The 20690-nt window shown below is 68.5% G+C and carries 16 protein-coding genes and 1 pseudogene; 5 read left to right on the plus strand and 12 right to left on the minus strand.

Translation table 11 applies throughout. The annotated features are described in order from the left end of the window. Positions 1–627 (minus strand): LysE family translocator, encoded by a 627-nt coding sequence (locus L3N39_RS14390; RefSeq protein WP_237258138.1) that lies wholly within the window; start codon positions 625–627, stop codon positions 1–3. Between the two features lie 105 nt (positions 628–732). Continuing rightward, positions 733–1125, minus strand: coding sequence for a GFA family protein (locus L3N39_RS14395; protein WP_237258139.1), 393 nt, complete (start codon positions 1123–1125; stop codon positions 733–735). Positions 1126–1276: 151 nt separating this feature from the next. Between L3N39_RS14395 and L3N39_RS14400 the strand changes: the two genes are divergently transcribed. The 3 genes from L3N39_RS14400 to L3N39_RS14410 all read left to right on the plus strand — a co-directional run bounded on the left by L3N39_RS14400 (position 1277) and on the right by L3N39_RS14410 (position 3930). Then, positions 1277–2176 (plus strand): LysR family transcriptional regulator, encoded by a 900-nt coding sequence (locus tag L3N39_RS14400; RefSeq protein WP_237258140.1) that lies wholly within the window; start codon positions 1277–1279, stop codon positions 2174–2176. Positions 2177–2310: 134 nt separating this feature from the next. Beyond that, the gene (locus tag L3N39_RS14405; RefSeq protein ID WP_237258141.1) at positions 2311–2940 is read left to right on the plus strand and encodes a glutathione S-transferase family protein; all 630 of its coding nucleotides are present in this window, start codon (positions 2311–2313) and stop codon (positions 2938–2940) included. A gap of 48 nt (positions 2941–2988) precedes the next feature. After that, complete coding sequence (locus L3N39_RS14410) at positions 2989–3930, plus strand: pyridoxamine 5'-phosphate oxidase family protein (RefSeq protein WP_237258142.1); 942 nt, start codon at positions 2989–2991, stop codon at positions 3928–3930. A 15-nt stretch (positions 3931–3945) separates the two neighbouring features. On the opposite strand, the gene hrpA is transcribed toward L3N39_RS14410, so the two are convergent. The 6 genes and pseudogenes from hrpA to fadD2 all read right to left on the minus strand — a co-directional run bounded on the left by hrpA (position 3946) and on the right by fadD2 (position 15479). Then, entirely contained in the window at positions 3946–8064 is a 4119-nt protein-coding gene (gene hrpA / locus L3N39_RS14415; RefSeq protein ID WP_237258143.1) for an ATP-dependent RNA helicase HrpA, read from the minus strand. Between the two features lie 110 nt (positions 8065–8174). Continuing rightward, on the minus strand, positions 8175–9782 hold the full coding sequence (locus L3N39_RS14420) for a M28 family metallopeptidase (RefSeq protein WP_237258144.1): 1608 nt from the start codon (positions 9780–9782) through the stop codon (positions 8175–8177). Positions 9783–10003: 221 nt separating this feature from the next. Then, positions 10004–10759, minus strand: a complete 756-nt coding sequence (locus L3N39_RS19035; protein ID WP_431978033.1) for a methyl-accepting chemotaxis protein — start codon at positions 10757–10759, stop codon at positions 10004–10006. A 102-nt stretch (positions 10760–10861) separates the two neighbouring features. Further along, positions 10862–11689 (minus strand): annotated as a pseudogene (locus L3N39_RS19040) (cache domain-containing protein); the annotation flags it as partial. A 204-nt stretch (positions 11690–11893) separates the two neighbouring features. Next, complete coding sequence (fadD1, locus tag L3N39_RS14430; protein WP_237258146.1) at positions 11894–13582, minus strand: long-chain-fatty-acid--CoA ligase FadD1; 1689 nt, start codon at positions 13580–13582, stop codon at positions 11894–11896. Between the two features lie 208 nt (positions 13583–13790). Continuing rightward, the gene (gene fadD2, locus L3N39_RS14435; RefSeq protein WP_237258147.1) at positions 13791–15479 is read right to left on the minus strand and encodes a long-chain-fatty-acid--CoA ligase FadD2; all 1689 of its coding nucleotides are present in this window, start codon (positions 15477–15479) and stop codon (positions 13791–13793) included. A 244-nt stretch (positions 15480–15723) separates the two neighbouring features. On the opposite strand from fadD2, the gene L3N39_RS14440 reads away from it, so the two are divergent. Then, the gene (locus L3N39_RS14440; RefSeq protein WP_237258148.1) at positions 15724–16194 is read left to right on the plus strand and encodes a MaoC family dehydratase; all 471 of its coding nucleotides are present in this window, start codon (positions 15724–15726) and stop codon (positions 16192–16194) included. A gap of 145 nt (positions 16195–16339) precedes the next feature. Here the strand turns inward: L3N39_RS14440 and ccoM are convergent, their stop codons facing one another. The 4 genes from ccoM to L3N39_RS14455 all read right to left on the minus strand — a co-directional run bounded on the left by ccoM (position 16340) and on the right by L3N39_RS14455 (position 17694). Further along, entirely contained in the window at positions 16340–16453 is a 114-nt protein-coding gene (gene ccoM / locus L3N39_RS18915; RefSeq protein WP_284691949.1) for a cytochrome c oxidase subunit CcoM, read from the minus strand. A gap of 188 nt (positions 16454–16641) precedes the next feature. Then, positions 16642–16806 (minus strand): hypothetical protein, encoded by a 165-nt coding sequence (locus L3N39_RS14445; RefSeq protein ID WP_237258149.1) that lies wholly within the window; start codon positions 16804–16806, stop codon positions 16642–16644. After that, the gene (locus tag L3N39_RS14450) at positions 16799–17401 is read right to left on the minus strand and encodes an alpha-ketoglutarate-dependent dioxygenase AlkB family protein (protein ID WP_237258150.1); all 603 of its coding nucleotides are present in this window, start codon (positions 17399–17401) and stop codon (positions 16799–16801) included. The genes L3N39_RS14445 and L3N39_RS14450 overlap by 8 nt, the downstream gene beginning before the upstream one ends. After that, on the minus strand, positions 17401–17694 hold the full coding sequence (locus L3N39_RS14455) for an aspartate-semialdehyde dehydrogenase (RefSeq protein ID WP_237258151.1): 294 nt from the start codon (positions 17692–17694) through the stop codon (positions 17401–17403). The genes L3N39_RS14450 and L3N39_RS14455 overlap by 1 nt, the downstream gene beginning before the upstream one ends. Positions 17695–17836: 142 nt before the next feature. Between L3N39_RS14455 and rapA the strand changes: the two genes are divergently transcribed. Further along, entirely contained in the window at positions 17837–20686 is a 2850-nt protein-coding gene (gene rapA / locus L3N39_RS14460) for an RNA polymerase-associated protein RapA (RefSeq protein ID WP_237258152.1), read from the plus strand. Positions 20687–20690 lie beyond the last annotated feature (4 nt).

Below are 20690 nucleotides of genomic sequence, written 5' to 3' on the forward strand. Positions count from 1 at the left end.
TCAGGGCGCCGACGCGGCGAGCTTGCCGCCAAAGGCGAGCAGCACCCCGCCGGTCAGCCGGTCCAGCGCGCGGATCAGCGCGGGACGGCGCAACAGGCGGCCGAGCGGCAGGGTGGCGGCAATCAGCACGCCGAACCAGGCGAGGGTCAGCAGCACGTGCAGGCAGGCCAGGACGAAGGAATAGCCGGCTACGCTTGCGCCGGCGGGCACGAACTGCGGCAGGAAGGTGACGTAGAAGACGCCGACCTTGGGGTTGAGCAGGTTGGTCAGCAGGCCCCGGCGAAAGGCTTCGCCAGCCTGCAGCGCGGCGCCCTCCCCGGCCGTGGCGGCGAAGTCCGCCCGCGGCCTGAGCAGCATCCGCCCGCCCAGCCAGATCAGGTAGCCCGCGCCGGCCAGGCGGACCAGCGTATAGGCCAGTTCCGAGGCCTGCAGCAGCGCACCGAGCCCGAGCGACACCGCCGCGCCCCAGCCCAGGCAACCCAGCGCGATGCCGGCGGCGGCCATGAGCGCCGCGCGGCGCCCGTCCAGCGCGGCGGCACGCAGCACCATGGCGGTGTCCACACCCGGGGTAACGGTGAGCAGGGCGGCGGCGCCGAGAAAGGCGAACAGCAACGGCAGGTCGAGCATCGCAGGGCACTCCGGCAAGGCGGGCGGTGGACGGGGTGCCGCCCACTCTAGAAAGGCCCGGGACGGCGGTCAAACCGCCCGCCTGGCCGGAGACCGGCGTACCCGCTAAGGCTCGCCGCGGCCGCCGCCCGCGCGGTCGCGCGGGTAATGCCGATCGAGGGCGAACGCCGGCAGCCAGGCCTCGCGGCGTTCGGTCCAGCACTCGTAGGTCGGCACCAACTGGCCGGGCGTATCCAGGGCCCCCAGGTGCACCTCGATCTCGTCGCCGCTCTGGGCGAACACCGACGAACCGCAGCGTGGGCAGAAATGCCGCCCGGCGTATTCGTGCGCCTGGCCTTCGACGATCACCGCCTCGCGGGGGAACACCGCCGCCGCGTAGAACAGCGCGCCGTGGTGCTTGCGGCAGTCCAGGCAGTGGCAGATCCCGACCCGGTAGGGCCGGCCCGTCGCGCGGATGCGCATATCGCCGCACAGGCAACCGCCGGTGAATGACGCCATGGTGCTCTCCTCCAGGCTGCTGGTGCGCCATCGGACCACCGCCCGGCGCGGACGTCGCCGCGCCAATTGCTGCCGAAGCGCCGGGGTGCGGCTATGGTATCGCCTCCGGCGGCAGCGACCTTGCTGCCTGCCCGAGGTCAAGGACGCGAACATGGATAGATTCCAGGAAATGCAGGTCTTCCTTGCCGTCGCCGAGCACAGGGGCTTCGCGGCGGCCGCGCGCCGCCTGAGCCTCTCGCCGGCCAGCGTGACCCGCGCGGTGGCCGCGCTGGAAGAGCGCATCGGCACCCAGCTGCTGTCGCGTACCACGCGCAGCGTGCGCCTCACCGAGGCGGGCCAGCGCTACGCCGAGGACTGCCGGCGCATCCTCGCCGACCTGTTGGAAGCCGAGGAATCGGCCGCCGGCAGCCACGCCCGGCCGCGCGGGCAACTGACGGTCAGCGCGCCGGTGCTGTTCGGCGAGCTGTTCGTCACGCCGCTGCTGGTCGACTTCCTCGACGCCTTCCCCGAGCTGCGGGTCCGCGCGCTGCTGCTGGACCGGCTGGTCAACCTGGTCGACGAAGGCGTCGATGCGGCCATCCGCATCGGCCATCTGCCGGACAGCTCGCTGCATGCGGTGAGGGTCGGCGCGGTGCGCCAGGTGGTCTGCGCCGCGCCCGCCTACCTGGCCACGCATGGGCGCCCGGAGCACCCGCGGCAGCTGGAACAGGCACGCATCATCGCCGCGGCGAGCAGCCAGCTGCTCAGCGAGTGGCAATTCGTCGAGGGTACGGCGGCGTTCACGGTACGCCTGCAGCCGCGGCTGGAGGTCAACGCCAACGGTGCGGCGATCCGCGCCGCCTGCCTCGGCTGGGGCCTGACGCGGGTACTCAGCTACCAGGTGGCCGACCGGGTCGCACGCGGCGAACTGGAGATCGTCCTGCAGGCCTTCGAGCCGCCACCACTGCCGATCCATGTGGTCTACCCGGACGGCCGCCGGGTCGCCGGCAAGGTCCGCGCATTCATCGATTTCTGCGCCGCACGGCTGCGCCAGGACACTGCCCTGCGCTGAGCATTTCAATTCCTGCAACGATGGATTGCGATTTCTGGCTATTCCGCAGCGGCTTGCGCTGACCGAGCATGAGGCTTCACGACCCGGCTGCCTCTCTGCAGCCGCGCCGCCATCCACTGCCGCGGAGCCCGCCCATGTCCAAGCCCATCAGACTCTTCCTCCATCCGCTGTCCGGCCACGCCCACCGCGTCGAGCTGTTCCTTTCGCTGCTGGGCCTGCCCGTCGAACGGGTCGCCGTCGACCTGGCCAAGGGCGAGCACAAGGCGCCCGAGTTCCTGCGCATGAACCGCTTCGGCCAGGTTCCGGTGATCGACGACAACGGCACCCTGCTCAGCGATTCCAACGCGATCCTCGTCTACCTGGCGAAGAAATACGACCGCAGCGGTCGCTGGCTGCCGGACGAGCCGCTGGCCGCCGCGCAGGTACAGCGCTGGCTGTCGGTCGCCGCCGGTCCGCTGGCCAGCGGACCGGCCACCGCACGGCTGATCACCGTGTTCGGCGCGCCCTACGAGCCCGAGCCGACCATCGCCCGCGCCCATGCGCTGTTGCAGGTGATCGAACAGGAGCTGGCCGAGCGTCCGTTCCTCGCCGGCGACCAGGCGACCCTGGCCGACATCGCCTGCTACAGCTACATCGCCCATGCGCCGGAAGGCAACGTATCGCTGGCCGACTACCCGGCCATCCGCGCCTGGCTGGCACGCATCGAGGCGCTGCCGGGCTTCGTCGCCATGCCACGCAGCGCCGCCGGCCTGCAGCGCGCCTGAAGCCCCCGCGGCGCAGCCAGGCTGCGCCGCCGATTTGCGGAGCGCACCATGAGCACAACCGCCCCCTGGCACGCCGGGGAAATCCAGCTACAGACGCGTGCCGGCGTCGCCGAGCGCATGCAGGAGATCGGTCGCCGGGTCATCCGCGACCATCTGCCGGAACAGCACCGCGCGTTCTACCGGCAGCTGCCGTTCGTGCTGCTCGGCTCGGTCGCTGCCGATGGGCGGCCCTGGGCCAGCCTGCTCGAAGGGCCGGAAGGTTTCGCCCACTCGCCCGAGCCGCACCTGCTGCGGCTGGACGCCCTGCCGGCAGCGGACGACCCGGCCGCCGCGGCATTGCAGCAAGGCACCGCGCTGGGCCTGCTCGGCATCGAGTTGCACAGCCGTCGGCGCAACCGCCTCAACGGCCGCATCCTTCAGCGCGACGACAGCGGGCTGAGCATCGCCGTGGAGCAGGCGTTCGGCAATTGCCCGCGCTATATCCAGCAGCGCCAGTACCGGCGCCAGCCGGGCACACCGGCCCCGACGCCGGCCGAGCATCGCGACGGGCTGGACGAGGCGGCCCGTGCGGCGATCCGGGTGGCCGACAGCTTGTTCGTCGCCAGCTACGCGCGCCCGACCGAAGGCCCTCCGGCGGTGGATGTGTCTCACCGCGGCGGGCCGGCCGGCTTCGTCCGGGTCGAGGGCGACCGCCTGAGCATCCCCGATTTCGCCGGCAACCTGCACTTCAATACCCTCGGCAACCTGCTGCTCAACCCGCGCGCCGGCCTGCTGTTCGTCGACTTCGCCAGCGGTGACCTGCTGCAGCTCAGCGGCCGAACCGAGCTGACCCTCGAGGGCGAGGCGATCGCGTCGTTTCCGGGCGCCGAGCGGCTCTGGCATCTGCAGGTCGAGCGGATGATCCGGCGCCCGGCAGCGCTGGGCCTGCGCTGGGACTTCCTGGCCTGGTCGCCGCACAGCCTGGCGACCACCGGCGCCCAGGCACGCTAGCCACGCGCCGGCAGCTCAGGGCGCGACCTGGCTCCACTGCTTGTTCAGGCGCTTGTCGGATACCGCCATCTTCGTGCCCAGCTGCTGTGCCCAGAGCGAGACGCGATATTCCTCGAGCATCCAGCGATACAGGGCCAGCTCGGGGTCGCGCTTGCCTTCCTGCTGGTGCTTGTTCAGCCGCGCCTGGTACTGCTCCCAATAGCCGGCCAGCTCGCCGGACCAGACGCGATCACGCTGCAGCTGCGCGCCGATCTTCTCGAAGCGCTGCTTGATGGCCTTCAGATAGCGCGGGTACTCCTTCAGCCACTCGGCCGGTGTCTCGCGGACGAAGCGCGGATAGACCAGGTTGGCGAGCTGCGCCTTGATGTCGTTGAGCGCCACCGCCTGGGCCAGATCGATCTTGCCCTTGAAGCGCTTCTGCAGGCCGTGCCAGTGCTTGAGGATCTCCAGCACCAGCCGCGCCAGGCGCTCGGCATGCGCGGCCCAGTCGCCACGCTTGCGCTCGGCCAGTGACGCCAGCGCCGCTCCGTCACGCGGCAGCGCGGCCTCGCCATCGAGAATGCAGCTGTCGAGACTCGCCAGCAGGATGTCCTCGACCAGCGCATCGACCTTGCCCATGTCACGGTAGAGCAGGCCGAGCTCGGTAAGACCCGGCAGCCTGTTGCGCAGGTACTTGGCCGGCTCCGCCAGCTGCTGCAGCAACAGGCGCTGCAGGGCGCGACGGTGCTGCCACTCGGCCTCGGCCTGGGTCGGGAAGCGCCCTTCCTTGACCACCCCAGCCTCTTCCACCAGCGCCGGGTAGACGGTCATCGACAAGCCGGCCATCTTTGCCTGGGCCTTTTCCGCGACCTGGGCAAAACCCTTGGCCTCGACCGGCTTCTGTTCGGCCTTTTGCTGCGGCGGCGCCAGGGCGGCCTGGCTGGCCTCGGCGAAGCGCGCGGTGAGTTCCGCCAGGTCGCGGCCTTCGCCGAGGAACTTGCCGCGCGCATCGACCACCTCGATGTTCATCTTCAGGTGGTTTTCCAGCCCGGCGGCGGCCTCGGCCCAGGCCTCGTCCGGCACACGGGCGCCGGTCATGCGGGTGAGCTCGCGGCCCAGCGCCTCGGGCAAGGCGCCTTCGCCGAAGCTGATCTTGCCCAGCGCCGCGCCGACGAAGTCCGGCACCGGCACGAAGTTCTTGCGGATCGCCTTCGGCAGGCCACGCACCAGCGCGATCGCCTTGGCCTCGATCAGCCCTGGCACCAGCCAGTCGAGCCGTTCGCGCCGCAGTTGCGGCAACAGCGGCGCCGGCACGCGCAGGGTTACGCCGTCGCGCGGGTGGTTGGGTTCGAAGTGGTATTCCAGCGGCAACTGCAGCTCGCCGATGCGCAGGTAATCCGGGTACTGCGCCGCGGTGACCTCGCTGGCCTCGCGGGCGAGCACGTCTTCCTCACGCATGATCAGCAGCTGCGGGTTCTTCGCACTTTCGCGCTTGTACCAGTTCTCGAAGCTGGCGGTCTGGTAGATGTCCGCCGGCAGGCGCGCATCGTAGTAACCGAACAGGGTTTCCTCGTCGGCGAGGATGTCGCGGCGCCGCGCCTTGGCCTCCAGCTCGTCCATGCGCTCGAGCAGCTCGCGGTTGGCGCTGAGCGCGCGGGCCCGGCTGTTGATCTCGCCGCGCACCAGCCCTTCGCGGATGAGCAGCTCGCGCGCCGCCGGCGGGTCGATGGGCCCGTAGTGCACCGGGCGGCGTCCAACCACGATCAGGCCATAGAGCGTCACCTGCTCGTAGGCCACCACCTGGCCGCGCTTCTTCTCCCAGTGCGGCTCGAAGTGGTTCTTCTTGACCAGGTGGCCGGCCAGCGGCTCGATCCAGTCCGGTTCGATCTTGGCGACCATGCGCGCGAACAGCTTGGTGGTTTCCACGAGTTCCGCGGCCATCAGCCAGTTGGGCTTCTTGCGCCCGATCACGCTCGACGGGTGCACCCAGAAGCGCCGCTGGCGGGCACCGAGGAAGTCGCCCTCCTCGGTCTTGTTGCCGATCTGGCTGAGCAGGCCGGCGAGGATGGCCTTGTGCACCGCGGCATAGCTCTTGGCCTTCTGCGCGGCCTCGCTGGCTTCGACCTGCTGGCGGAGGATGGCGTTGACCTTGTTGTCCTTGGTCGGTGCGGGTTGGGAGGCGGCCTCGGCCGAACGCGTGGAAGAGGCTGCGCCGTCTTCCACCCTACGAGTGGCGTTCCTTTCGCGGTCAAGACCGCTCCCACGGCTATCGCCGCCCTTGTGGGAGCGGTCTTGACCGCGAGGGTCCGCGGCGACGCCGAGCTTGAGTTCGCGCACGATCAGCGTCAGCTGGCGATGCGCGTCGCGCCACTCGCGCAGGCGCAGGTAGTTGAGGAAGTTCTTCCGGCACCAACTGCGCAGCGCGTTGGAGCCCAGCGCCTGGCGTTGTTCCTCGAAACCGCGCCAGAGGTTGATCAGCGCGGCGAAGTCCGAGTCCGGGTCCTTCCATTGCGCATGGGCCTGGTCGGCGGCCTGCTGGCGGTCGGCCGGGCGCTCGCGCACGTCCTGCACCGACAGCGCGCTGGCCACGATCAGCACCTCGGCCAGGCTGCCCTGTTGCGCGGCCTCGAGCAGCATGCGGCCCAGGCGCGGGTCGATCGGCAGGCGCGCCAGCTGGCGGCCCAACGGCGTCAGCTGGTTCTCGCGGTTGACCGCCGAAAGCTCCTGCAGGAGGTTGAAACCGTCGCTGATGGCCTTGCCATCCGGCGGCTCGATAAAGGGGAAATCCTGGATGTCGCCCAGGCGCAGATGCAGCATCTGCAGGATCACCGCGGCGAGGTTGGTGCGCAGGATCTCCGGATCGGTGAATGCCGGCCGACCGAGGAAATCCTCCTCGCTGTACAGACGGATGCAGATGCCCGGCTCGACCCGCCCGCAGCGGCCCTTGCGCTGGTTGGCGCTGGCCTGGGACACCGCCTCGATCGGCAGGCGCTGGACCTTGGCGCGGTAGCTGTAGCGGCTGATGCGGGCGGTGCCGGAATCGATCACGTAGCGGATGCCCGGCACGGTCAGCGAGGTCTCGGCGACGTTGGTGGCCAGCACGATCTTGCGCCCCGGGCGCGGCTGGAAGATTTTCTGCTGCTCGGCCGGCGTCAGCCGCGCATACAGCGGCAGCACCTCGGTGAACTTCAGATTGGCCTTGCGCAACACCTCGGCGGCGTCGCGGATTTCCCGCTCGCCAGGGAGAAACACCAGCACGTCGCCGGGACGCTGCCCAACGCTGCGCTCGTGGGCGGCAATCTCGTCCAGCGCGGCGAGGATGCCCTGGTCGACGGTGAGGTCGTCCTCGATGCGGTTGCCGTCCTCGTCGGTCTCGGCCGCCAACGGGCGATACCAGGTTTCCACCGGGTAGGTGCGCCCGGACACTTCGATGATCGGTGCATCATTGAAGTGCTTCGAAAAGCGCTCCAGATCGATGGTCGCCGAGGTGATGATCAGCTTCAGCTCGGGCCGGCGGGGCAACAGCGTCTTGAGAAAGCCGAGCAGGAAGTCGATGTTCAGCGAACGCTCATGGGCCTCGTCGACGATGATCGTGTCGTACTTCTCCAGAAAGCGATCGTGCTGGGTTTCGGCCAGCAGGATGCCGTCGGTCATCAGCTTGATCAGCGTGCGCTCGGTACTCTGGTCCTCGAAGCGCACCTGATAGCCCACCAGCTCGCCCAGCGGCGCGCCGAGCTCCTCGGCGACGCGGCTGGCGACGCTGCGCGCGGCCAGGCGCCGCGGCTGGGTATGGCCGATCAGCCCGTGTACGCCCCGGCCGATCTCCAGACAGATCTTCGGCAGCTGGGTGGTCTTGCCCGAGCCGGTCTCGCCAGCGATCACGAGCACCTGGTGCTTCTGCAGCGCGGCCTTGATCTCGTCGCGCTTGGCCGCGATCGGCAGGCTGTCGTCGTAGCGAATGCGCGGCACGCTCTGCCGGCGCGTCTCGACCTTGGCGGCGGAGGCTTGGAAGCGCTCGAGCCAGTCGGCGAGCTTGCCCTCGTCCGGCCTTTTCCTCAGCTCGTGCAGTTGCCGGCGCAGGCGGTGGCGGTCGGCGCTGAAGGCCTGGTCGAGGTTCTTGTGCAGGGTGTCGAAGGCGGGCGTTGCGTCGGTCATGGACAGCCATGGGCAATCTGTGAAGGGCGCGATTGTCGCAGATTGCCTGGCTGACCGCAGGTTTCGCGGATGGGCGAAGCCGCGCCGGCGAACCGGCGCGGCGTCATGCGCTAGCGGATCCAGTGACCCCAGCGCGACTTCTCCTGCACCTGCTGGATGCGCATCGTGCCGATGCTCTGCTCGGCCGCCGCGGCGATCTCGTCGTCGATCGCCTTGGTCGACAGCGACAGCCAGCTGGTGGCGAAGGCCAGGGCATCGCCGTGCAACTCCAGCGCCTCGCGGGAGATGTTGCCGAGGTCATCGCATTCGCTGTGGTAGCAGGCGTCATACGGCTGCCCGGCCGCGCCGCCGTACAGCTGCGCCTGCTCCGGCGTCTTGATGTCCTCGGCGCCGGTGAACAGGCCGCCGAACGGAATGCCGACCTCGAAGAACTGCGCGTAGTCCGAGCGGAAGTCGATCTCGGTACCTTCCGAGGGCTGGTTGCGCAGGTCGAAGTAGGCCCGCAGCAGGCGCTCGATGGCCGCCGAGCCGGGCGGGCCCTGCAGGCCGAACTCCGAGCCGTCGCCGTCATAGACGAAGTTCACGTAGTTCGGCGAGCCCACCATGTCGGCGTTGAGATAGGCCTTGATCCGCCCGCGCTCGTCGTCGGACAGCTGGTCGACGTAGTAGGTCGAGCCGACCAGGCCGGACTCCTCCGCCCCCCACCAGGCGAAGCGCACCTTGTTCTGCGGATGCGCCTTGCCCATCAGCACGGCCATCTCCAGCAGCGCGGCGCTGCCCGAGCCGTTGTCGTTGATGCCCGGGCCTTCGAACACCGAGTCCAGGTGCGCGCCGACCATCACCACGTTGTCCGGGTTACCGCGCGCGGTCTCGGCGATGACGTTGTAGGTCTCGGTGCGCTCGCGCACCACGTCGGTGCTCATGCTCATCTCCAGCCCCGCGGTCTGCGCCCAGGTCGCGCCGAGCTCGTAGGTGGCGAACAGCACCGGGATGCCACCGGCGTAGTCCTCGCCGAGGGTGGCGTTCATCAGCCCGGTGCGATCCTCGCTGTCGCCCTGGTTGAAGATGATCACCCCCGCGGCGCCGGCGTTGGCGGCGTTGGTCGCCTTCTGGCCGAAGGTACAGGTTCCGCGCTGGATGAGTGCGATGGCGCCGGCGGGAAAGCCGGTGAAGTCCTCCGCCTCGCAGCCGCTGGTGGAGGTGTTGCCTGCACCGAGGGCGACGTCCACCGCGACCACCGGTGCGCTCACGCTGCCGGCGTCGGTCTGCTCGAGGTAGGTGAAGTCTTCCTCCCAGACGTACTGCGCCTGCTGCGGCGCGACCTGGGCCAGGGTGCCGGGGCCGGACGGGTAGAAGGCGAGGAAGGGGAACGGCTGGATCTGCACCTGGTAGCCGGCGCGTTCCAGTTCGGCGCGCACGTAGTCCACCGAAGCCTGGTAGCCCGGCTGGCCGGAGGCACGGTTGCCGCCGTTGAGCGTGGCGATGTTCTGCAGCGCCTCCAGGCGCGAGAGCACGTTATCGGCCTCCATGCAGCGCGGCAGGCCGACCGGCGTGCCGACCAGCACCGGCGAGCGGCACAGCGCACGGTCCAGCTTGCCGGGGCTCCAGTAATCCTGGAAGCGCTCGGCCTGCACCGGCGGCGCGGCCATTGCGGTGGCGGCCGAAACCGCCAGGGCGAGGGAAACAACTATCCGAACGACATTGTTTTTGTTGTGCATCGGTAACTGTCCTAGACAAGTTGATGGGTAGGCCGCACAGGCATACACCACCATTCCCCGCGGACAGCCAGGGAGCGGCCATGGAGAGCTAGACCGGGGCGCCCGCCGTTGCGTTCTGGCGAGGCGCCGGCCGGTATTACCGTTGGTCGGATCGGGGGAACCTGGCTTTTCCTGACCGGATGGCCAGGCAATGCGGCGGGCCTTGCGCCCGCCGCGTCGCGTCACACGCGGAACTGGCCGACCAGCCCCTGCAGGCGCTCGGTGAGGCCGTTCAGGTCGCGTGCGGTCTGTGCACCCTGGGCCGCGTCGCTGGCCACGCCGTCGACCGCATCGGCGATGTGGTGCACGCTGCGGTTGATCTCCTCGGCCACCGCGGTCTGCTCCTCGGCGGCGCTGGCGATCTGCGCGTTCATCGAGTTGATGGTACCGATCAGCGCGGCGATGGCATCCAGCGATTCGCCGGCCTGGTTGGCCTGCTGCTGGGTGCTCTCGCCCTTCTCGCCGGCACGCAGCATGGTCGCCACGGTGTTGGCGGTGGCGTTCTGCAGGCGGTCGATCATGCCCTGAATCTCGCCGGTGCTCTGCTGGGTGCGGCTGGCCAGCGCCCGCACCTCGTCGGCGACCACGGCGAAACCGCGTCCGGCCTCGCCGGCACGCGCCGCCTCGATGGCGGCATTGAGCGCCAGCAGGTTGGTTTGCTCGGCGATCGCGCGGATCACGTCGAGCACGCCGACAATGCCCTTGACGTCCTGCTGCAGCCCTTCGAGCGACTCGCCGCTGCCGCGCAGCTCGCCGACCAGCTCGTGGATCTGGCGGATGCTCTGGTCGACCACCTGCTTGGCCGCCTGGCCCTGGTGATCGGTCTCGCGGGCCGCCTCGGCGGCGCGCTGGGCACTTTGCGCCACTTCCTGGGCGGCGGCGGACATCTCGTTGATCGCCGTCGCCACCTGGTCGGTCTCGCTGCGCTGGCCGGACATGGCCTGCTCCGAGCGCTGCGCCTGGCTGGCCACCGCGCCGACCAGCCCGCCGATCTGGGCACTGGTGCCGGCCACCTGCTGCACCAGCAGGTGGATCTTCTCGACGAAGCGGTTGAACGAGCGCGCCAGTTCGCCGAGCTCGTCCTCGCTGGTGATCGGCAGGCGCTGGGTCAGGTCGCCATCGCCCTGGGCCATGTCGTCGAGGTTGCGCTTGATCAGCAGCAGCGGACGCAGCAGCGCGTTGCTCATCAGCAGCGCCAGCAGGCCGATCACCACCAGGAGGGCGACCGCCGAGCCGAGCATGATCGCCACCAGCGCGTCGATGCGCGCCTGGAATTCGGCACGGGCGGCCTGCACGTCGCGCTCGACGCCGTCGAGATTGAGCGCCGTGCCCATCACCATGTCCCACTTGGGCAGGTGCAGCGAGTAGCCGACCTTGGGCACCACCACCTTGTCGGCGCCGAGCACGAAGCTGTAGTGCACGTAGTGGCTGCCGTCGATCCCGGCCTTGACCAGCTCGCGGATCGCGTAGCGGCCCTGGGGGTCCTGGTAGTCGTAGAAGCTCTGGCCGATGCGATCGCCGGTGTTGCCCTGGAAGACCCGCACCGCCTTGCTGTCATAGCCCCAGAAGTAGCCCTCCTTGCCGTAGTTCAACTCCTGCAGCACGGCGACGGCCTCGGCGCGGGCGTCCATGTCCAGCGCGGCGGACGCCTCGTAGAGCGCCTTGACCGCGTTGTAGCCGATGTCCACGTAGTGCTTGAGCTCGGCCTGGCGGTCGCGGATCAGGCTGTCGCGAGTCTGCACTTCCTGCTCTTCGGCCAGGTGCTGCAGGCGCAGCACCGCGATGCCGCTGAGCAGCACGGTGAGCAGGAGGATCGGCCCGAGGGCCAGCAGCAGGAGTTTCACGCGAAGGGGCATTTTCATGAGCATGTCGTCGATCCCTAGAGGCACATGGCAGCCAGCCCGCCCGGAGCGGGCGTGGCGTGGAATGTCGCTAGAAGTTGTCGACCAACGGCACGGTTTTCTTAACCGTGATCAGAAAAATCCGCTGCACCACAGCCGAGGCCAGCCGAATGCCCCACGCCGGATGCAAAGAGCCCCGCACGGGACGGGGCTCTGGCTGCCGGGGGCGGTTTACTTCGCGCCGAGCTTCTTCAGCTCTTCGTCGCGCAGTTCGCGGCGCAGGATCTTGCCGACGTTGGTGGTCGGCAGGCTGTCGCGGAACTCGACGTAGCGCGGGCGCTTGTAGCCGGTCAGGTTGTCGTGCATGTGCTGCATGACCTGCTCCCTGGTCAGGCTATCGCCCGGCTTGACCACCACGAACAGCTTGATCGCCTCGCCGGATTTCTCGTCCGGCACGCCGATGGCGGCGCACTGCAGCACGCCCGGCAAGGTCGCCAGCACGTCCTCGAGTTCGTTCGGGTACACGTTGAAGCCCGAGACCAGGATCATGTCCTTCTTGCGGTCGACGATGCGCATGTAGCCGTCTTCCTGGATCACGCCGATGTCGCCGGTCTTCAGCCAGCCATCGGCGCTGAGGATCTCGGCGGTGGCGTCGGGGCGCTGCCAGTAGCCCTTCATCACCTGCGGGCCGCGCACGCAGAGCTCGCCGATCGAGCCCATGGGCAGGTCGTTGCCCTCGTCGTCGATCACCTTGCATTCGGTGGACGGCAGCGGGATGCCGATGGTGCCGAGCTTGATGTGCTTGATCGGGTTGACCGACACCACCGGGCTGGTCTCGGTCATGCCGAAACCCTCGGCGATGTCGCAGCCGGTCACCGCCTTCCAGCGCTCGGCGGTGGCCAGCTGCAGCGCCATGCCGCCGGAAACCGTGAACTTCAGCGCGGAGAAGTCCAGCGCGCGGAACGCATCGTTGTTGCACAGCGCGACGAACAGGGTGTTGAGGCCGACGAAGCCGCTGAAGCGGTACTTGCCGAGGTCCTTGATCATCGCCGGCAGGTCGCGCGGGTTGGTGATCAGCACGTTGTGCGCGCCGATCAGCATCATCGCCATGCAGTGAAAGGTGAAGGCATAGATGTGGTAGAGCGGCAGCGGCGCGACCATCACCTCGCAGCCTTCCTGCAGCTCGTCACCCATCAGCGCGCGGTTCTGCAACATGTTGGCAACGATGTTGCGGTGAGTGAGCATGGCGCCCTTGGCCACGCCGGTGGTACCGCCGGTGTACTGCAGCACGGCGACATCGTTGCCCTGCGGATTGGCTTCGCGCAGCGCCTTGCCGCGGCCGCTGGCCAGGGCATCGGTGAACTTGATCGCCTTGGGCAGGTTGTAGGCCGGGACCATCTTCTTGACGTGCCTGACCACGGTGTTGACCAGCAGGCGCTTGAGCGGCGGCAGCATGTCGCCGACCTCGGTGACGATCACGTGGCGGATGCCGGTGCGCGGCAGCACCTCCTCGGCCAGGTGCGCCATGTTGGCCAGGCACACCAGCGCCTTGGCGCCCGAATCGTTGAACTGGTGTTCCATCTCCCGCGCGGTGTACAGCGGGTTGGTGTTGACCACGATGAGCCCGGCGCGCATGGCGGCGAACACCACCACCGGGTACTGCAGCACATTGGGCAGCTGCACGGCGATGCGATCGCCCGGCTCGAGGCCGGGGAGCTGCTGCAGGTAGGCGGCGAACTCGCCGGAGAGCCGGTACAGCTCGCCGTAGGTGAGGGTCCTGCCGAGGTTGCTGAAGGCCGGCTTGTCGGCGAATCGTTCGCACGACTGCTTGAGCACCGCCTGGATGTTCGGGTACGCGTCAGGATCGATTTCGCTTGCGACCCCGACAGGGTACTTATCCTTCCAGAAGTTATCGGTCATGAACCCCACTCCTAAGCGACAGCTTTGTCACTGCACTCAATGGCAGCTGTTTTGTTGTGATTTGTAAACTTTTGTGCCGCAGATAGCAGCACAAAGCCGCCCGAGGTTAGCAGCTTTGAAACAGCCCGAATAGAGCATTCAAAGCCCATGCAGGCATAAAATGACCGTTATCATGCTCACGGTCATGATCCTGCCACGCTCCGGGAAGTCAGGCGAGATCGCGCAGCTCGCGGCGCAGGATCTTGCCCACCGGCGTCATCGGCAGGGAGTCGCGGAACACGTAGTGACGCGGCACCTTGTAGCCGGTGAAGTTCTCGCGGCAGTAGGCCTCCAGCTCGGCCTGGCTGAGGTCGGGCTGGCGCGGCACCACGAACAGCTTGACCGCCTCGCCGGACTTCTCGTCGGGCACGCCCACCGCGGCGCAGGCGGCGATCTTCGGGTGCGCCATGACCACGTCCTCGATCTCGTTGGGGTAGACGTTGAAGCCGGAGACGATGATCAGGTCCTTCTTGCGATCGACGATGCGCACGAAGCCGTCTTCGTCGATCACCGCGATGTCGCCGGTGCGCAGCCAGCCCTCTTCGTCGAGCACCTCGGCGGTGGCCTCGGGGCGCTGCCAGTAGCCGACCATCACCTGCGGGCCCTTGACGCAGAGCTCGCCACGCTCGCCCGGTGGCAGCGCGTTGCCGGCCTCGTCGACGACCTTCAGCCGGGTACCCGGCACCGGCAGGCCGACCGTGCCCAGCCGCGACTTGTCACCGTGCGGGTTGGCGCAGACCACGGGCGAGGTTTCGGTCAGCCCGTAGCCCTCCATCACGGTGCAGCCGGTCAGGCTCTTCCAGCGCTCGGCCACCGCCGACATCAGGGCGGTGCCGCCGGAATTGGTGCCCTTGAGTCGGGAGAAGTCGATCCGGTCGAACTCGGGGTGGCCCATCAGCGCGACGAACAGGGTATTCAGCCCGAGGAAGCCGGAGAACTGCCAGCGCTGCAGTTCCTTGACGAAGGCGTCGATGTCGCGCGGGTTGGTGATCAGCACGTTGTGGTTGCCGGTGACCATCATGCACATGCAATTCACCGTGAACGCATAGATGTGGTACAGCGGCAGCGGCGCGATCATCACCTCCTGGCCCTCGCGGATCACCGGATGGCCCTGCTCGTCGAGCTGCTGCATGTTGGCCCTGACCTGCTGCATGTTGGCTACGAGGTTGCCATGGCTGAGCATCGCGCCCTTGGCCACGCCGGTGGTGCCGCCGGTGTACTGCAGCACCGCGATGTCCTCCAGCCCGAGCGGCACCGGGCGCAGGCTGGCGCCGCTGCCCTCGCGCAGCAGGCGCTTGAACGGGACGGCCTGCGGCAGGTGGTAGTCCGGCACCATCTTCTTCAGGTGCTTGACCGCAGTGTCGGCCAGCAGCCCCTTGAGCGCGGGCAGCAGGTCGCCGATGCGCGCCTCGATCAGGTATTCGATCTCGGTATCGGCGAGCACCTCCTGCACCTGCTTGCCGAAGGTGTTCAGGTACACCAACGCACGGGCGCCGGCGTCGCGGAACTGGTGACGCATCTCCCGCGCGGTGTACAGCGGATTGGTGTTGACCACGATCAGCCCCGCACGCAGCGCGCCGAACACCGCGATCGGGTACTGCAGCAGGTTGGGCATCTGCACTGCGATGCGGTCGCCGGGGCGCAGGTCGGTATGGCTCTGCAACCAGGCCGCGAAGGCCGCCGAGTGGCGCTCCAGGTCGGCATAGCTGAGGGTCACCCCCAGGTTGCTGAATGCCGGGCGATCGGCATGGGCCCGGCAGGCACGCTCGAACACCTCGACCACCGAGCGGTAGCCGCCCATGTCGATCTCGTTGGGCACGCCCGCCGGGCGTTTGTCGTTCCAGAAATCAGGTTGCATTGTTATTGGCCTCTTTACCTGAGTGGGTCCGACCCGCGTGGGGATCGCTCGAACTTAGCAGTTCGGCTTGCCGGCGCAACCGGGACGGGCCCGCATCACTCCCGTGAATCCCCGGTCACCCAGGCGTGACCACCCGGTCAGGACAACTCGGCCGCTCGGCACTAGAATGCGCGCTTCGCCCCGCACGGCCGCGAAACGCCCGACGCTGACGCAGCGCCGCTCACCCCACCTGCATGGAGCTCCCATGACCAGCATCAGCAACACTCCCTATTCCGCGCTGGAAGTCGGCCAGAAGGCCAGCTACGAGAAGACCGTGGACGAACGCGACATCCAGCTGTTCGCCGCGATGTCCGGCGATCGCAACCCGGTGCACCTGGATGCCGACTACGCTGCCGGCACGCTGTTTCGCGAGCGCATCGCCCACGGCATGTTCAGCGGTGCGCTGATCAGCGCGGCGGTCGCCTGCACCCTGCCCGGCCCGGGCACCATCTACCTGGGCCAGACCATGAAGTTCACCCGCCCGGTGAAGCTCGGCGACACCCTGGTGGTGCGCCTGGAGATTCTCGAGAAGCTGCCGAAGAACCGCGTGCGCGTCGCCACCCAGGTCTACAACCAGAACGAGGAGATCGTGGTGGACGGCGAAGCCGAGGTGCTGGCCCCGCGCAAGCAGGAGACGGTGGAGCTCAAGGAACTGCCGCCGATCAGCTTCGGCTGACAGGCCGACCTGGGGCGCGCTCGTCGCGGGAATGTCCGCGGCGAAGCCCCGGCACCGCGCCCAACCGGCGAAGACAAGAAAAGACGGGCAAAAAAAAAGGCGACCTGAGGTCGCCCAAATGCCTTGCGTGCTCGGTACAGCGGGATCAGCTGCGCTTCTTTTTCGAATCCCGCCAGATGAACAAAGCGACACCGCCCAGGAAAGCGACCATCAGGCCGACCGTTACCACCCCTGCGAGTACTACGCTATCGACGAACATGAGACCGTCCTCCGAATCCGTTGCGATGTCCGATGGGCTCAAGTTAAACCTGCAACGCCCGGGCAAAATTGACCCCGGTCAATGGCAGCGGAAGGCCGACGGAAAGCTGCTCGGGCGGCTGATCTGGATCAAGAAAAGCGGGGTGTTCGAGGCGCGGCGAGGGTCGCCGGGGGGCGGGCGATGGCGGTTCAGCGCTTCTTCGGCTTTTTCTTCGCCTTCTTGCGGCCGTTGCCCAGCGGCAGGGCCTGCTCGAACGCCTTGCGCATATCGTCCAGGCGGCGATCGTTGAGATCGTGAATGCGCCGGCTGCGCTCGGCACCGAAGTCGATCAGGTTGTCGTCGTCTTTATTCATCTGTACGGCTCGTGATGATCTGGCGAAAGGTCAGGTTGACCCGCGGCTCGTGCACCCGGCTGGTCCGCGCGATCCGGTGCTGCCAATGATGCTGGGTCAGCCCGCCCATGACCAGCAGCGAACCGTGCTCCAGCGCCAGCGAGTGCGCCATGCGCGTCTGCCCCTTGCGGCGCAGGTCGAAGCGCCGCGTCGCGCCGAGGCTCAGCGAGGCCACCAGCGGATCGGCGCCCAGCTCGGGCTCGTCGTCGCTGTGCCAGCCCATGGCATCCTGGCCGTCGCGATAGTGGTTGACCAGCACGCCGTTGAACCGCCGGCCGAACTCGGCCTCGAGGCGCTGGCGGATCGCGCCCAGCAACGGCGTCCAGGGCAGCGGCCGGTTGTCCAGCCCGGAATAGCGGTAGTGCGCCTCGGGATCGCCGAACCAGGCGACCTGCCGCGGCACGCTGACGGCGCGGCCGAACAGGCGGATCTGCGGCTGCGTCCAGGGCAGCGTGTCGATCAGCTCGCGCAGCCAGCGATCGGCAAGCTCGGCACTGCACCAGTGGCGCAGGTAGAGCAGCTCGGCGTCGGCCAGTTCGATCCGTTCGGCCGGCATCAGACTTCGACGTCGATCCAGCGGCCCTGGCGCGGCAGCTCGTCGGCGTCTGCCGCGGGCTCGGCGGCATCGGCATCCTCCGCCCCGGCCTGCGGCCTGCCGTCGCGCTGGCGCTGGCGCTGCTCCTCGCGCAGGCGCAGCTGGGCATCCTGCGGATGGCGGCGCTCCAGGCTCACCGCACTTTCCTGCGCCGAAGCCTGCACCGGCGTCACCGGTGCCACGTCCGGGCGCGGCTTGACCGCGTCCTGCTGGGCGGTCACCGGAATCACACCGGTCGGAATGGGTGGCAGCATCGTCGGTATCCCTCGTATCTGTCGCCGCTGGCGCAGCGACGCCTGAGGCCCCGCTACACTGAGCGCTAACGGCGGCATCGGCGTCGCTCTCGCCGCGGTGTTCCGCTACCATAGCCGGCTTTTTTCGACAGCGGGAGGCAGCATGGCGCAGCAGTATCTACCGGGACAACGCTGGATCAGCGACAGCGAAGCGGAACTGGGTCTCGGCACCATCCTCACGCAGGATGGACGCATGCTCACCGTGCTCTACCCGGCCACCGGCGAAACCCGCCAGTACGCCGTGCGCAGCGCCCCGCTGACGCGCGTGCGCTTCGCCCCCGGCGACGAGATCACCCACTTCGAAGGCTGGAAGATGACCGTACGCGAGGTCGACGACGTCGACGGCCTGCTGGTCTACCACGGCCTGACCGCGCACAACGAAGCCCGCACCCTGCCGGAAACCCAGCTGTCGAACTTCATCCAGTTCCGCCTGGCCAGCGACCGCCTGTTCGCCGGCCAGATCGACCCGCTGGCCTGGTTCTCCCTGCGCTACCACACCCTGCAGCACCAGAGCGCCCAGCTGCAGTCCTCGCTGTGGGGCCTGGGCGGCGCCCGCGCGCAACCCATCGCCCACCAGCTGCACATCGCCCGCGAAGTCGCCGACCGCATCGCCCCGCGGGTGCTGCTGGCCGACGAAGTGGGCCTGGGCAAGACCATCGAGGCCGGCCTGATCATCCATCGCCAGCTGCTCTCCGGCCGCGCCAGCCGGGTGCTGATCCTGGTGCCGGAAAACCTCCAGCACCAGTGGCTGGTGGAGATGCGCCGACGTTTCAACCTCGACGTCGCGCTGTTCGACGCCGAGCGTTTCATCGAGAGCGATGCCAGCAACCCCTTCGAGGACGCCCAGCTGGCGCTGGTCTCGCTGGAATGGCTGAAGGACGACGAGCGCGCCCAGGATGCCGCCTTCGCCGCCGGCTGGGACCTGCTGGTGGTCGACGAGGCGCATCACCTGGTCTGGCATCCGGAAGGCGCGAGCGCCGAGTACCGCCTGGTCGAGCAGCTGGCCGAGGTGATCCCCGGTGTGCTGCTGCTCACCGCGACTCCCGAACAGCTGGGCCTGGACAGCCACTTCGCGCGCCTGCGCCTGCTCGACCCCAACCGCTTCCACGACCTGGAGGCATTCCGCGCCGAGAGCGGCAAGTACCAGCCGGTGGCCGAGGCGGTGCAGGAGCTGCTCGACGAGGGCCGGCTGTCGATGACCTCGCACCAGACCATCCACGAATTCCTCGGCAGCGAAGGCGAAGCGCTGCTCGCCGCGGTCACCGACGGCGACATCGAGGCCAGCAACCGGCTGGTGCGCGAGCTGCTCGACCGCCACGGCACCGGCCGCCTGCTGTTCCGCAACACCCGCGCCGCGGTCAAGGGCTTCCCCGAGCGCCAGCTGCATCCCTACCCGCTGCCCTGTCCGGTCGAATACCTCGAGCTGCCGGTCGGCGAGCACGCCGAGCTGTACCCGGAGGTCGCCTTCCAGAGCCAGCAGGAGCCGGCCGACGAGCAGGGCCGCTGGTGGCAGTTCGACCCGCGCGTGGAATGGCTGATCGACACCCTGAAGATGCTGAAGAAGTACAAGGTGCTGGTGATCTGCGCCCACGCCGAGACCGCGCTGGACCTGGAGGACGCCCTGCGCGTGCGCTCCGGCATCCCGGCGACGGTATTCCACGAGGGCATGAGCATCCTCGAGCGCGATCGCGCGGCGGCCTACTTCGCCGACGAGGAGTTCGGCGCGCAGGTGCTGATCTGCTCGGAGATCGGCTCGGAGGGCCGCAACTTCCAGTTCGCCCATCACCTGGTGCTGTTCGACCTGCCGGCCCACCCGGACCTGCTCGAACAGCGCATCGGCCGCCTCGACCGGATCGGCCAGAAGCACACCATCCAGCTGCACGTGCCTTACCTGGAAACCAGCCCGCAGGAACGCCTGTTCCGCTGGTACCACCAGGCGCTCAACGCCTTCCTCGCCACCTGCCCGACCGGCAACGCCCTGCAGCACCAGTTCGGCACGCAGCTGCTCGACCAGCTGGAAGCCAACGACGACGAGGCCTTCGACGCCCTGGTCGAGGCCGCATGCCGCGAGCGCGAGCGCCTCGAGGGCGAGCTGCACAAGGGCCGCGACCGCCTGCTGGAGCTGAACTCGGCCGGTGGCGACAAGGGTGCCGCGCTGGTCGAGGCCATCGCCGAGCAGGACGACCAGTTCGCCCTGCCCATCTATATGGAAAAGCTCTTCGACGCCTTTGGCATCGACAGCGAGGACCATTCCGAGAACGCCCTGGTGCTGCGCCCGAGCGAGAAGATGCTCGACGCCAGCTTCCCGCTGGGCGACGACGAGGCGGTGACCATCACCTACGACCGCCAGCAGGCGCTGGCGCGCGAGGACATGCAGTTCCTCACCTGGGAGCACCCGATGGTGCGCGGCGGCATGGACCTGGTGCTGGCCGGCTCGATGGGCAATACCGCCGTGGCGCTGATCAAGAACAAGGCGCTCAAGCCCGGCACCGTGCTGCTCGAACTGCTCTACGTCAGCGAGGTGGTGGCGCCGCGCGTGCTGCAGCTGTCGCGCTTCCTGCCGCCGATGGCGCTGCGCTGCCTGCTCGATGCCAACGGCAACGACCTGGCGGCCAAGGTCGCCTTCGACACGCTCAATGACCAGCTGGAAAGCGTGCCGCGCTCGAGCGCCAACAAGTTCGTCCAGGCCCAGCGCGACCAGCTGGCGGCGCAGATCACCGCCGCCGAGGCCAAGGTTGCGCCGCGCCACGCCGCCCGCGTTGCCGAGGCCCAGCAGCGCCTGGCCGCCGAGCTGGACGAGGAGCTGGCGCGCCTGGTCGCCCTGCAGGCGGTCAACCCGAGCGTGCGCGACAGCGAGATCGAGGCCCTGCGCCGCCAGCGCGAGGACGGCATGGCGATGCTGGAGAAGGCCGCCCTGCGCCTGGAGGCCATTCGCGTGCTGGTCGCCGGCTGAGTCC

The organism is Pseudomonas oligotrophica (assembly GCF_021726475.1).
GTDB lineage: Bacteria > Pseudomonadota > Gammaproteobacteria > Pseudomonadales > Pseudomonadaceae > Stutzerimonas > Stutzerimonas oligotrophica.

Excerpts from the sequence above, each read along its gene's own strand:
- fadD2 (WP_237258147.1), bottom strand. The coding sequence starts at position 15,479 with ATGCAACCTGATTTCTGGAACGACAAACGCCCGGCGGGCGTGCCCAAC.
- L3N39_RS14400 (WP_237258140.1), top strand. The coding sequence starts at position 1,277 with ATGGATAGATTCCAGGAAATGCAGGTCTTCCTTGCCGTCGCCGAGCAC.
- L3N39_RS14455 (WP_237258151.1), bottom strand. The coding sequence starts at position 17,694 with ATGCTGCCACCCATTCCGACCGGTGTGATTCCGGTGACCGCCCAGCAG.
- L3N39_RS14410 (WP_237258142.1), top strand. The coding sequence starts at position 2,989 with ATGAGCACAACCGCCCCCTGGCACGCCGGGGAAATCCAGCTACAGACG.
- hrpA (WP_237258143.1), bottom strand. The coding sequence starts at position 8,064 with ATGACCGACGCAACGCCCGCCTTCGACACCCTGCACAAGAACCTCGAC.
- rapA (WP_237258152.1), top strand. The coding sequence starts at position 17,837 with ATGGCGCAGCAGTATCTACCGGGACAACGCTGGATCAGCGACAGCGAA.
- L3N39_RS14420 (WP_237258144.1), bottom strand. The coding sequence starts at position 9,782 with ATGCACAACAAAAACAATGTCGTTCGGATAGTTGTTTCCCTCGCCCTG.
- L3N39_RS14390 (WP_237258138.1), bottom strand. The coding sequence starts at position 627 with ATGCTCGACCTGCCGTTGCTGTTCGCCTTTCTCGGCGCCGCCGCCCTG.
- L3N39_RS14395 (WP_237258139.1), bottom strand. The coding sequence starts at position 1,125 with ATGGCGTCATTCACCGGCGGTTGCCTGTGCGGCGATATGCGCATCCGC.
- L3N39_RS14440 (WP_237258148.1), top strand. The coding sequence starts at position 15,724 with ATGACCAGCATCAGCAACACTCCCTATTCCGCGCTGGAAGTCGGCCAG.
- L3N39_RS14445 (WP_237258149.1), bottom strand. The coding sequence starts at position 16,806 with ATGAATAAAGACGACGACAACCTGATCGACTTCGGTGCCGAGCGCAGC.
- L3N39_RS14450 (WP_237258150.1), bottom strand. The coding sequence starts at position 17,401 with ATGCCGGCCGAACGGATCGAACTGGCCGACGCCGAGCTGCTCTACCTG.
- L3N39_RS14405 (WP_237258141.1), top strand. The coding sequence starts at position 2,311 with ATGTCCAAGCCCATCAGACTCTTCCTCCATCCGCTGTCCGGCCACGCC.
- fadD1 (WP_237258146.1), bottom strand. The coding sequence starts at position 13,582 with ATGACCGATAACTTCTGGAAGGATAAGTACCCTGTCGGGGTCGCAAGC.
- ccoM (WP_284691949.1), bottom strand. The coding sequence starts at position 16,453 with ATGTTCGTCGATAGCGTAGTACTCGCAGGGGTGGTAACGGTCGGCCTG.
- L3N39_RS19035 (WP_431978033.1), bottom strand. The coding sequence starts at position 10,759 with ATGTCCGGCCAGCGCAGCGAGACCGACCAGGTGGCGACGGCGATCAAC.